Source organism: Pseudomonas sp. Nvir (assembly GCF_963778085.1).
Classification (GTDB): domain Bacteria; phylum Pseudomonadota; class Gammaproteobacteria; order Pseudomonadales; family Pseudomonadaceae; genus Aquipseudomonas; species Aquipseudomonas juntendi.
In genome coordinates this window covers 2,577,963-2,589,634 of record NZ_OY970405.1, presented here as the reverse complement: position 1 = coordinate 2,589,634, position 11,672 = coordinate 2,577,963, and the positions used below count along the sequence as shown (strand labels likewise).

The window sequence follows — 11,672 nt, the reverse complement described above, 5'->3', positions numbered from 1 at the left end:
TGGGGGTCGCCCGCAACACCCGGACACGCCGACAAAAACAACAACAGGCCAGTCCCAATAATAAAAAAAGAGCAGGCAACAACGCTTTGAGGGGAGCTTCGGCTCCCCTCAGTGCTTCCTGCCCTCTTCCTCCTTCTGTTTATCCTCGTTTTCCCCCTCGAACTTGTCCACCAGCACCGGCATCGTGGCCAGCACCAGCAGGGCCAGCACCGTGCTGATCAGCGCTGTGGCTTCGCGGCCCATGCCAGCGGCCGTACCAATGGCAGCGGTCATCCACAAACCTGCGGCCGTGGTCAGCCCCTTCACATGGCTGGTGTCCTTGCCGTTGCCTTTGAGGATGGTGCCCGCACCCAGAAAGCCGATACCGGCGACGATACCTTGTATCACCCGGCTCAGGGCTTGTGCATCGGCCCCGGCCATGCTCGGTGCCAGCACGAACAGCGCGGCCCCCAGCGACACCAGCATGTGCGTGCGTACGCCCGCCGACTTGCCCCTGTGTTCGCGCTCGAACCCCAGTACTGCACCAAGCACCGCTGCCATCAACAGCCGTAAAAGAATGCGCGTGACCTCACTCGCGTCGGTCACATCGGCGAACTCTGCCTGTATTACCTGCCAGATCAGCTCCATTGCCTGGTTCCCATGCTGAGCATTGTGCTACCTGCCCGGCAGTGCGCAGGGTGTGTCTGTAAGCAGCCGGGCCTGCTGTGTATAGACACTGACCGCCAGCCGCCGTGCAAAGTGCCACTCAGCCCGTTGATGCAACGACCCGGCCCCCCTCGCGGTCCACCCTGTAACCCACCCAGGAGGCCTGACCATGCCCGTTGAAATCGATGAAGCCACCCGCCGTTGCACCTTGACGGGTGAAAACCTGCGTATCGAGTGTGCTGGCCCGGATATCGAAATCATTACCGACGAACAGTTGCGCATGTCGGTGGCGCTGCACGACGACAAACGCGTGCCCATCACCGAAGCCGAGGCCGACGCCTTGACGGTAGCAGGTGCGGTGGATAGCCGCAGGCACCTCAAGGCCAGCGCTCCAGGCTCGGTCATCTAGGGGCCGGCGACGCCTGCGCGGTATCTGATATGGTTTTTGGCGCAAAATCTGAAGCTGTGCTGCTAACAGTTTCGGCGCCATAGTGCTCATGCCTGATCGAGGCCTGATGAGCACCTGCCCATGACTGACAGAATTCTTTGCACAGAGATCGACACCCCCGCAACCAGCGTCAAAACGCGCCGCACCGACAGCGGCATTTACACCCGCAGCTTCACCGGGCTGTACCGTAACCTGCGCGTGGGTTTCGCTGGCGCGCTTTTCTTGCTGTTCTTCGGCACCGCCTGGCTCGACTGGAACGGCCGCCAGGCCGTGCTGTGGGACCTGGCCAACAGCAAGTTCCACATCTTTGGCGCGACCTTCTGGCCCCAGGATTTCATTCTGCTGTCGGCGCTGCTGATCATCTGTGCCTTCGGCCTGTTCGCCGCGACCGTTTACGCCGGCCGGGTGTGGTGTGGCTACAGCTGCCCGCAAAGTACCTGGACGTGGCTGTTCATGTGGTGCGAAAAAGTCACCGAGGGCGACCGCAATAAGCGCATCAGGCTGGCCGCCGCCCCCTGGGGCCTGAACAAACTGGCCCGGCGCACGGCCAAGCACTGCCTGTGGCTGGCCATTGGTGTGGCCACAGGGCTGACCTTCGTCGGCTATTTCACCCCGATCCGCCCGCTGGCTGCAGAACTGCTGACCTTGCAATTGGGCGGCGTAGCGTTGTTCTGGGTACTGTTCTTCACCGCGGCCACCTACATCAATGCCGGCCTGCTGCGCGAGGCAGTGTGCCTGCACATGTGCCCGTATGCGCGGTTCCAGAGCGTGATGTTCGACAAGGACACCCTGGCAGTTGCCTACGACCCACGCCGTGGCGAGGCCCGTGGCCCGCGCAGAAAAGGCAGCGATGCTCGCGCCCAAGGTTTGGGCGATTGCATCGACTGTACCCTGTGTGTGCAGGTCTGCCCCACCGGTATCGATATCCGCGACGGTTTGCAGATGGCCTGCATCGGTTGCGCGGCGTGCATCGATGCCTGCGACGGGGTCATGGACAAAATGGGCTATGCCCGCGGGCTGATTGGCTACAAGTCCGAACATAGCCTGCAAGGCGGCTCCACCCACTGGCTGCGGCCACGCCTGCTGGGCTATGCCACTGCGCTGGTGGTCATGCTGGCAGCGCTGGTGCTGGCCTTGCAGCTGCGCCCGATGGTGTCGCTGGATGTGATCAAGGACCGCGGCCTGTTCCGCGAAAACGCCCAGGGCCAGATCGAGAACATCTACCTGCTCAAGGTCATCAACAAGACCGAGCGCACCCAACACTACCTGCTGCGCCTGCTGGATGCCGACGGCTTCACCTTGCAGGGCGACACCGCGCTGGTCATCCCCGCAGGCGAAATGAGCGAACTGCCGGTGTCGGTGGCAATGCTCGCCGAGCGGCCGACCAGCAGTTCGCAGACACTCAGTTTTGTCATCAGCGAACGTGACGACCCCGCCATACGCAGCGTGGCCCACAGCCGCTTCGTCGCACCCATGAACCGCTGATCCCTTACACTGCAACCACCTTGCCTGCCAGGCTTCGACAGAAGGCCAGAATGAAACGCTACGAACGCTTCGCCGACGATATTGCCGAACTGATCCGCTCCGGGGTGCTCGGCCCCGGCCAGCGGGTGCCCTCGGTGCGCTACGCCAGCCAGACCCACGGGGTCAGCCCGTCCACGGTGTTCCAGGCCTATTACCTGCTGGAACGGCGCGGGCTGATCCGCGCCAGGCCACGCTCGGGCTACTTCGTCAACGCCCACGCGCCACGCCAATTCTGCGAGCCGCAGCCGCTGCAGCCGGCCAGCGAGTCCACCGATGTCGACGTCAGTGCCCTGGTGTTCTCCATCCTCGACTCGATCAAGGACCCCAACACCGTGGCGTTCGGCTCCGCCTTCCCCAGCCCCGAGCTGTTCCCGCTGCAACGCCTGTCACGCTCGCTGGCCAGCGCCAGCCGCAGCATGGACCCGCGCATGGTGGTGACCGACCTGTCACCCGGCAACCCGCAGCTGCGCCGCCAGATCGCGCTGCGCTACATGGTTGGCGGGCTGATGCTGCCCATGGAGGAACTGCTGATCACCAACGGCGCCCTGGAGGCGTTGAACCTGTGCCTGCAGGCGGTCACCCAGCCGGGCGACCTGGTCGCCATCGAAGCGCCCGCGTTCTATGCCTGCCTGCAGGTGCTGGAGCGGCTCAAGCTCAAGGCAGTGGAAATCCCGGTGCACCCGCGCCAGGGCATGGACCTGGAGGTGCTTGCGCAAACCCTGGACAAGCACCCGGTCAAAGCCGTGTGGTGCATGACCAACTTCCAGAACCCGGTCGGCGCCAGCATGCCAGAGGCGAACAAGCAGGCGCTGGTACAACTGCTGGCACGGCACCAGGTGCCCCTGATCGAGGACGACGTTTACGCCGAGCTGTACTACGCGCAGCAGGCACCCAAGCCGGCCAAGGCGTTCGACACCCAGGGGCTGGTGATGCACTGCGGTTCGTTCGCCAAGAGCCTGGCCCCTGGCTACCGCATTGGCTGGGTCGCGGCCGGGCGTTACGCGCAGAAAATCGAGCGGCTGAAGTTGATGACGTCCCTGTGTGCCTCGATGCCTGCCCAGGCCGCCATCGCCGACTACCTGCAGCACGGCGGCTACGACCGCCACCTGCGCAAACTGCGCTACGCACTGGAAGGCCAACAGGCCGACATGCTCGCCGCTATCGCCCGGTACTTCCCAGCCCAGACGCGGGTCAGCCAGCCCTCCGGGGGTTACTTTCTGTGGCTGGAGCTGCCCGAGCAAATGGACGCACTCAAACTGTTCCACATGGCCCTGGCTCAAGGCATCAGCATCGCCCCCGGCCCGATCTTTTCGCCCACCAGACGTTTCGGCAACTGCATTCGCCTGAACTACGGCAGCCCCTGGAACGCCGCCGCCGAACAAGCCATGGAAACCCTGGGGCGGATCATTCGGTCATTTTGAAGGCAAATGGCAATCATGGTAACTATAGTAGTGCGATCCATTACCGAGGGAGCTCAGCATGGTTCAGGACGATGCCGCTTCTCGCACACAGGCACTTCACGACAAGGTGCTCGAACTGGAGGCCCAGGTTGCTGAGCTGCAGCTGAAAGCGGCCTGCCAGGATGTTTTGCTCCAGCACATGGAAGAGGGGTTTTGTGTACTGGAGCTGCTGGACGACGATAACGGGCAGGTCCATGACTACCGCTACATTCTCAGCAATGAGGCCTGCCTTCGTCACACTGCCCATGCCAAGCAGATGGGTCAGACGGCCCGTGAACTGATCCCGAACGAAGTCGATACTTGGCTACCCCGCTTCGCCGAAGTGGCGCGCAGCGGCCGTGCGTTGCAGTTCGAAGAACGGCTGGCCGCGACCGATCGCTGGTTGAGCCTGTCGGTGCACCGGCTGGAGCCTGCCAGCGATAAACGCGTAGCCGTGATCTTTACCGGTATGCCAACCGCGCAAGTCAGCGTGCACCGGCTGCAGGCAATCAATCAGCAACTGGCCGAGCGTGTAGACCAGGCAGACGCAAACAACAAACTGCTGGGGGAATTGGTCGACCACAGCCTGGCCAATGTATTTGCTGCCGACTGCAACCTCAGGCTGCTGGCCATCAATCGCACAGCACAGGAAACGTTCCTGCGCCTGCGCGGGTTCGTCCCCCAGGTCGGCGACCACATTCCGCAGTTGCTGGCGCGCCAGCCCGATATCATGAGCCAGCTGGCACCGGTCTGGCCGCGTATAGTGGCGGGCGAGGCCTTCGTCGACAACATTGCCCTAGGGCCGCCTGAAGCACTGCGGCACTACGAAATCCGCTACAACCCGTTGCGTGATAACCGCTTGATGATTCAGGGTGGCTACCTGTTCGCCTACGACATCACCGAGCGCATCAACGAACAGCAGCGCCTGCGCAAGATTGAAACTGCCCTGGTCCAGTCGCAGAAGATGGAAGCGGTCGGTCAGTTGACCGGGGGTATTGCCCACGACTTCAACAATTTCCTGGGCAGCATCCTGGCTGCCCTGGAAAGCGCCATTCAACGCCAGGATGAAAAGCGCTAGCCCGAAGCCGCGCGGTTGCTTGGCGCGGCCCGCCACGACGCCCAACGGGCCGCGGCGGTGGTACAGCGGCTATTGGCATTTGCCCGCCAACAGGTACTGACGCCCCAGGCGGTGGATGTGCATCAGCTGCTGGCCGGCATGCGCGAACTGATCATCAACTCGCTGCATGCGGGCATTGATTTCAACGACCAGACCCAGCCGGGTGCGTGGCCGGTACGCGTCGACCTCTCGCAGCTGGAGAGCTCCTTGCTCAACCTGTGCATCAATGCCCGCGATGCCATGCCCTCAGGCGGCACGCTGTGCATTGGCAGTGCCAACCAGACACTGACCCAGGAGCATGCCCTCAGCCTTGACCTGCCGTGTGGCGACTATGTACGGATCAGCGTCAGCGACTCGGGCATCGGCATGCCAGCCAACGTGATGCAGCGAGCATCGGAACCGTTTTTCACCACCAAACCGCTTGGCCAGGGTTCTGGGCTGGGGCTGTCAATTGTCTACGGCTTCATCCGGCAATCCAGGGGCCAGCTGCAAATCGACAGTGTGCCGGGTAAAGGAACCTGCATCGATATCTACCTGCCCAGGGACGACACCCAGGTGGCGGTCCCGCCGGCGTTGCCCCAACCCCCACCGCCCATGCCTGCCAGAACGGCCAACCTGATCATGCTGGTGGAGAACCAGGAAACCATGCGTCTGGTCATCAGCGAAATTCTGCAGGAGCAAGGCCACGACGTGCATGCATTCGGCGATGGTCAACACGCCGTGGCCGCACTGCAGGGCGGCCTGCAGCCGGACTTGTTGATCACCGATTCCGGCCTGCCTGGAGGGCTGGTTGGTCAGCCACTGGGCAACAGTCTGCCGGAAACCACGCCGGTGGTGTTCATCACCGGCTATACCAGCGAGCAACCGGAGCTGCCCACAGCACGTCGTTTCGCGGTCCTGCACAAGCCCTTCGAGCTGGCACAGCTCAGCGACCTGGTGGCGCGGATGCTGGCCGGCACGCCGTTGTCACGCTGAGCGGCACGGCTCAGCGCCCGCCGCCCAGGTCGATGAACCTGCCGGTGGCATAAGAAGGAGGCGCAAGTGGCAGCCGCCACCGCGTGCCAACCTGCACAACGGCGTCAATGCCCCGCCGACGCCGGCCCCGCCTTGGCGGTGAACGGTGGCTTGGCGAACCACACCAACAGGATCAACCCGGCGAACACCCAGGTCATCAGGGTGAAGTAGTCCACCGTGGACATCATGTAGGCCTGCCCGTTGAGTATCTGCTCAAGCTGCGCATAACTCTGCGGGTTGGCCCCGCCCAGCTGTTCGAGGGTATGCCGCGTGGTCGGGTCGAACTGGCTGATGTTCTCGCTCAGGTAAGCATGATGCTGGTCCGCCCGGCGAATCCAGATCCAGGTGGTCAACGACGCCGCAAAGCTGCCGCCCAAGGTCCGCAGGAAGGTGGCCAGCCCCGAGCCGTCGGCGATCTGCTGCGGCGGCAGGTCGGACAGCAGGATGCTCAAGGTCGGCATGAAGAACAACGCGACCCCGATCCCCATGAACAACTGCACCAGTGCCACATGCTGGAAATCCACCTCGCTGGTGAACCCGGCGCGCATGTAGCAGCTGCCCCCGATTGCCAGGAACGCCAGCCCCGCCAGCACGCGCAGGTCGAAGCGGTGCGCGTACTTGCCCACGAAGGGTGACATGATCACCGGCAGCAAGCCGATCGGCGCCACCGCCAGGCCCGCCCAGGTGGCGGTGTAGCCCATTTGCGTCTGCAACCACTGCGGCAGGATCAGGTTGATACCGAAGAACCCGGCATACCCCCCGACCAGCACCAGCGTGCCTACGCGAAAATTGCGGTGCACGAACAGCCGCAGGTTCACCACCGGGTGGCGGTCGGTCAGCTCCCAGATCACGAACACAGCCAGGAACACCACCGATATCAGGCTACCGGCGATGATGAACGACGACTCGAACCAGTCCAGGTCGTTACCCTTGTCCAGCACCACCTGCAACGCACCCACGCCAATGATCAGTGTCAGCAGGCCGATGTAGTCCATCGGCTGGCGGCTGGTCACCACCGGCCGGGTGCGCATTTGCTGGCGCACTACTGCAGCAGCGAACAGGCCGATCGGCACGTTGATGAAGAAGATCCATGGCCAGCTGTAGCTGTCGGTGATCCAGCCACCCAAAATCGGCCCGGCAATCGGCGCCACCACCGTGACCATCGCCAGCAGCGCCAGGGCCATCCCCCGTTTCGCCGGCGGGTAGACGGCAATCAGCAGGGTCTGGGTCATGGGATACAGCGGCCCGGCCACCACGCCCTGCAGCACGCGGAAGCCGACCAGCTCCGGCATGGACTGGGCGATACCACACAGGAACGAGGCCAGCACGAACAGCAACGTGGCCCAGATGAACAGCTTCACCTCACCAAAACGCCGGCTCAGCCAGCCGGTGAGCGGCAAGGCAATGGCATTGCTCACCGCGAACGACGTGATGACCCAGGTGCCCTGCTCGTAGCTGACGCCCAGGTTGCCGGAAATGGTCGGCAAGGCCACGTTGGCAATGGTGGTGTCGAGCACCTGCATGAACGTGGCCAGCGACAGGCCGATGGTGGTCAGCAGCAGGCTCGGCGGGGTGAACTGCGCTGCGGCGTTATCGCTCATCGCTGCGCCGTCTTGCCAGGGGCGCTGTTTTCGTGGATCAGCTTGGCAATCAGGGTATCGGCTTCGCCCAGCTGGCGGTCATAAACCTCAGTGGTATAGCTGGCCTTCTGCGGCGGTTGCTGGGCAAGGGTCGGGCCGCTCTGGTCGTGCAGGTTGACCTCGACCACGGTGGACAGGCCGATACGCAGCGGGTGGTCCTTGAGTTGCTCGGGGTTCAGGTGAATACGCACGGGCACCCGCTGCACGATCTTGATCCAGTTGCCCGTGGCGTTCTGCGCCGGTAGCAGGGCGAAGGCGCTGCCGGTGCCTGCGCCGAGGCTGTCGACGGTACCGCTGTACGTCACTGCGCTGCCGTAAAGGTCAGCACTGATCTCTACCGGCTGGCCAATCCGCATGTCGCGCAACTGGGTTTCCTTGAAGTTGGCGTCGATCCATACCTGGTCCAGCGGGATCACCGCCATGGTCGCGGTGCCCGGCTGCAGGCGCTGGCCCAGCTGCACGGTCCGCTTGGCAACATACCCGGTGACCGGCGCCACCAAGGTAGTGCGCGCGTGGTCGAGGTAAGCCTGGCGCAGGTCGGCCGCAGCCGCCATGACCTCGGGGTGCGACGACACCACGGTGTCGTCGACCAGGGCACTGCTGGTGCTCAGTTGCTGGCGGGCGCTATTGACCGCGGCCTGGGCCACGCTCAGGTCATCGCGGGCGTGGGACAGCTCCTCGGCAGCGATGGCACCGCTGTCGGCCAGCACCTTGCGCCGGTTGAAGTCCTGCTGCGCCTTGCGCAGTTCGGCCTGGCGGGTCGCCAGCTGGGCCTTGAGCGAGTCGACATTGCTGTACAGCCCGCGCACCTGGCGCACGGTGCGCGCCAGGTTGGCTTCGGCCGACTGCAGGGCCACCTGGCTGTCGGCCGGGTCGAACTGCAGCAGCACCTGGCCGGCATGCACCAGGTCGCCGTCATCGGCGCCAATGCTGGTCACAGTGCCGGTGATCAAGGGGGTGATTTCCACCACGTTGCCATTGACGTAGGCGTCGTCGGTGCTTTCATACCAGCGGCCGACCAGGCTGTACCAGGCCCAGGTGCCGATGCCGGCAAGCACCAGCAGCAACAGCAGGCCAAGCAGCCAGGCCTTGCGCTTGCGCGACGGCTCGGGCGCTGCGGAGGGTGTCGGGGTGTCTGTGGAAGTGGCCATGACAATACCTTGAAAATTCGTGACAGGGTTCAACGGTCGCCGAAGCGGCGCACCGTCAAGGGGTCGCCGGCATTGAGCAGGACCTTGGCCAACAGGCCTTCCAGGGTCTGCAACTCTTCTGGGGCCAGCACGCCGCACAGTTCGTTCATGGCGGCAGCGCCGATTTCCGGCAGGCGGTCGGCCAGGCGCTGGCCATCGGCCGTCAGCGCCAGGCGCACCTGGCGCCGGTCGTCGGCGCAGCGGTTACGCACGATCAGCTCCTTCTGCTCGAGGCGGTCGAGCATGCGGGTCATCGAACCGCTGTCCAGCCCGAGGTAGCGACACAGTTCGGCCGGCGTATCCACCTGGTACTGGGTGACGATGATCAACACCTTGAACTGGGCGGCGGTCACGCCCTCCGACTCCAGGTGCCAGTCGAGGATGCGGTCCTTGAGGATCGCCGCGCGCCCCAGCAGCATGCCAATGGCGCAGCTCTGGAAGTTTTCGGGGGAAAAATGGGCCATCGATAACCGCTCGGGGAGTTGTGTGAAAATATTACTGCCTAGGCAGTGAATGTCAAAGCCTTGATTAGCTTGCTATGCAAAATTTCATCATTCAGCCCGTTCGGTACCCACGGTCGTGGCTTGCGCAAGCCCCGCCCTTGGCCATGGCGCCACCCGCGTTGCTACTGCCGAGCCCGCAGCCCCAACGCTTCGACCGCCCCGCAGGCTATGGCCATGCCCACCAGCTCTGCCAGGCTGGCCGCCTGGAGCCGCTTCATTACCCGGCCGCGGTAAAGGTCGACGGTTTTCACACTGATGCCCAGGCGCTCGGCGATTTCACGGTTGCTCAGCCCTTGGGCCAACGGCACGAACACGTCACGCTCTCGCGGTGTGAGGCTGTCGATACGCGCCTGCACCTGCGCCAGCGCCTGATCGCCCTGGCGTACCCGCCCCGCGCGCTCCAGTGCGGCCTGCACACTGTCGAGCAGCAACTGATCGTTGTAGGGCTTTTCGATGAAGTCACAGGCGCCCGCCTTGAACGCCCGTACCACGATGGGCACATCGGCATGCCCGCTGACGAACACCACCGGCAGGGCCAGCCCACGCGCGTGCATGGCCTGCTGCACGGCAAGGCCACCGAGCCCCGGCATGCGCACATCCAGGAGCACGCAGGCAGGCCCGTCGTCGACGCACGCCTCCAGAAACGCCTGCCCGGTGGCAAATGGCAACGCCTGCAGGCCTACCGACTGCAGCAACCAGACGGTCGAATCACGCATCCCCTGGTCGTCATCGACCACATAGACTTTTGCTTGCACCGCAGCTCCCCTTAGCGCCTGCTGACCACCAGCCGGCAGCACAATACCAGACCACCGTTGTCTCCCACCCGCGCCCACAGGCTGCCGCCGAAGCCTTCGATCAGGCTGCGGCTCATGCTCAACCCCAGGCCCAGCCCATCCGCCTTGCTGGTGGTGAACGGCGTAAAAATCGCGTCCAGGCGTTCAGGCGCGACCCCTGTGCCCTGGTCGGCGACTTCGACCAGCACGCCGTCGCCATCCCGCGTTGCGCCAAGCAGGATATGCGATGGCCGCTCGCCGTGGTGTTCACGGTTGGCCTCTATGGCATTGCGCAGCAAGTTGAGCAGCACCTGCTCCAACAGCACCCGGTCGGCGTACACCGAAGGCAGTTGCGCGCTGACGCGTAGCTCGATCTGCACCTGGTCACGGGCGGCCTCCCAGGCGCACAGGCGCATGGCTTCGCCAGCCACTTCAGCCACGTCCAGCGCCTGCAGGCGCCGCGGCCCCTTGCGCAGGAACGCGCGCAGGCGGCGGATCACTTCGGCGGCATGGGTAGCCTGCTCGCTGATACGCTGCAGGCCCTGCCCCACCCGCTCCAGGGCTTGCGGGTCACGCCCCAGGCTGTGCAGGTAGCGCTGACTGGCGTTGGCATAGTTGACCACGGCAGCCAGCGGCTGGTTGAGCTCATGGGCAATGCCCGAAGCCAGTTCACCCAGGGTGGCCAGCCGCGCGCTGTGCGCCAGGTTCTCCTGGGCTTCGATTCGCAAGGTGATGTCGCGAGACACGCTGACCACCTCCACCACCGCGCCCGTGTAGGTTTCGCGGATCGCCCGGCTGGCGATCTCGAACCAACGGTAGCCCCCGCTGGCCTGGCGCACCCGGCAAGTCATGGTGTGGTAGCCGTCCTGGTCCAGTGCAGCGGCGGCCTGGCGCAGCACCTGGCGGCGCTCCCGCGGGTGCAGCAGGCCATGCACCAGCCTGCCACGCAGTTGCTCAGGCCAAAGGCCCAACAGACGGTGGGCGGCCGGTGAGGCATCGAGAAAACGGCCATCGGGGCTGTGCCGCGAAATCAGGTCGGTGGTGTTCTCGATGATCAACCGGTACAGGCGCCTGGCGCGGCTGGCTTCGCGTGCCCCCTGGCGCTCTTCGCTGGCGTCACGGCAGCGGCCCAGCACCTGTTGGCCCTGGTCGTCCGGCATGAAGGTCCAGAGCACGGTGCGCGCGCCGACCTGTACCTCCACGTCGCTGATTGCGCGGTGCTGGCGCAGGCAGGCGCGGACCAGCGCCGTACAGTTGGCCGGTAGCCAAGCACGCAACGTAGGCCCCTCGGCAACCCAGGCCTGCAAGGCCGGGTTCAGCGCCACCACGCTGGCATCGGCGGCCAGCAGCAGGCTCGGTTGTGGGTCCATGGCCAGCAG

General features: G+C 64.5%; 9 protein-coding genes and 1 pseudogene. 4 read left to right on the top strand and 6 right to left on the bottom strand.

What is annotated here, in order from left to right:
* Positions 1–108: 108 nt before the first annotated feature.
* Positions 109–627, bottom strand: coding sequence for an MgtC/SapB family protein (locus AACG97_RS12580; RefSeq protein WP_009686678.1), 519 nt, complete (start codon positions 625–627; stop codon positions 109–111).
* A gap of 187 nt (positions 628–814) precedes the next feature.
* Here AACG97_RS12580 and AACG97_RS12575 point away from each other — a divergent pair, with 187 nt between their 5' ends.
* The 4 genes and pseudogenes from AACG97_RS12575 (at position 815) to AACG97_RS28015 (ending at position 6,148) form a co-directional block, all read left to right on the top strand.
* Positions 815–1,054: a DUF3203 family protein gene (locus AACG97_RS12575; RefSeq protein ID WP_009686677.1), complete on the top strand. Its 240-nt coding sequence runs from the start codon at positions 815–817 to the stop codon at positions 1,052–1,054.
* A 120-nt stretch (positions 1,055–1,174) separates the two neighbouring features.
* Positions 1,175–2,578, top strand: a complete 1,404-nt coding sequence (ccoG, locus tag AACG97_RS12570) for a cytochrome c oxidase accessory protein CcoG (protein WP_197886152.1) — start codon at positions 1,175–1,177, stop codon at positions 2,576–2,578.
* Positions 2,579–2,628: 50 nt separating this feature from the next.
* Entirely contained in the window at positions 2,629–4,038 is a 1,410-nt protein-coding gene (gene mapR, locus AACG97_RS12565) for a GntR family transcriptional regulator MpaR (protein WP_009686675.1), read from the top strand.
* 487 nt (positions 4,039–4,525) lie between these two features.
* Positions 4,526–6,148: pseudogene (locus AACG97_RS28015) on the top strand (ATP-binding protein).
* Positions 6,149–6,252: 104 nt separating this feature from the next.
* Here the strand turns inward: AACG97_RS28015 and AACG97_RS12550 are convergent.
* The 5 genes from AACG97_RS12550 to AACG97_RS12530 form a co-directional block, all read right to left on the bottom strand.
* Positions 6,253–7,788, bottom strand: coding sequence for a DHA2 family efflux MFS transporter permease subunit (locus AACG97_RS12550; RefSeq protein WP_009686671.1), 1,536 nt, complete (start codon positions 7,786–7,788; stop codon positions 6,253–6,255).
* Positions 7,785–8,978 carry an HlyD family secretion protein gene (locus AACG97_RS12545; protein WP_009686670.1) on the bottom strand — a complete coding sequence of 398 codons (1,194 nt, stop codon included), beginning with the start codon at positions 8,976–8,978 and terminating at the stop codon, positions 7,785–7,787. Before AACG97_RS12545 ends, AACG97_RS12550 begins: the two co-directional genes overlap by 4 nt.
* Positions 8,979–9,007: 29 nt before the next feature.
* Complete coding sequence (locus tag AACG97_RS12540) at positions 9,008–9,481, bottom strand: MarR family winged helix-turn-helix transcriptional regulator (protein WP_009686669.1); 474 nt, start codon at positions 9,479–9,481, stop codon at positions 9,008–9,010.
* A gap of 161 nt (positions 9,482–9,642) precedes the next feature.
* A complete protein-coding gene (locus tag AACG97_RS12535; RefSeq protein WP_009686668.1) occupies positions 9,643–10,275 on the bottom strand; it encodes a response regulator transcription factor in 633 nt (210 codons plus the stop codon).
* 11 nt (positions 10,276–10,286) lie between these two features.
* Positions 10,287–11,663: a sensor histidine kinase gene (locus tag AACG97_RS12530; RefSeq protein WP_115295280.1), complete on the bottom strand. Its 1,377-nt coding sequence runs from the start codon at positions 11,661–11,663 to the stop codon at positions 10,287–10,289.
* Positions 11,664–11,672: the final 9 nt, after the last annotated feature.

Coding starts and splice junctions, on each gene's coding strand:
- AACG97_RS12550 (WP_009686671.1), bottom strand. CDS start 7,788: ATGAGCGATAACGCCGCAGCGCAGTTCACCCCGCCGAGCCTGCTGCTG.
- ccoG (WP_197886152.1), top strand. CDS start 1,175: ATGACTGACAGAATTCTTTGCACAGAGATCGACACCCCCGCAACCAGC.
- AACG97_RS12580 (WP_009686678.1), bottom strand. CDS start 627: ATGGAGCTGATCTGGCAGGTAATACAGGCAGAGTTCGCCGATGTGACC.
- mapR (WP_009686675.1), top strand. CDS start 2,629: ATGAAACGCTACGAACGCTTCGCCGACGATATTGCCGAACTGATCCGC.
- AACG97_RS12575 (WP_009686677.1), top strand. CDS start 815: ATGCCCGTTGAAATCGATGAAGCCACCCGCCGTTGCACCTTGACGGGT.
- AACG97_RS12545 (WP_009686670.1), bottom strand. CDS start 8,978: ATGGCCACTTCCACAGACACCCCGACACCCTCCGCAGCGCCCGAGCCG.
- AACG97_RS12540 (WP_009686669.1), bottom strand. CDS start 9,481: ATGGCCCATTTTTCCCCCGAAAACTTCCAGAGCTGCGCCATTGGCATG.
- AACG97_RS12530 (WP_115295280.1), bottom strand. CDS start 11,663: ATGGACCCACAACCGAGCCTGCTGCTGGCCGCCGATGCCAGCGTGGTG.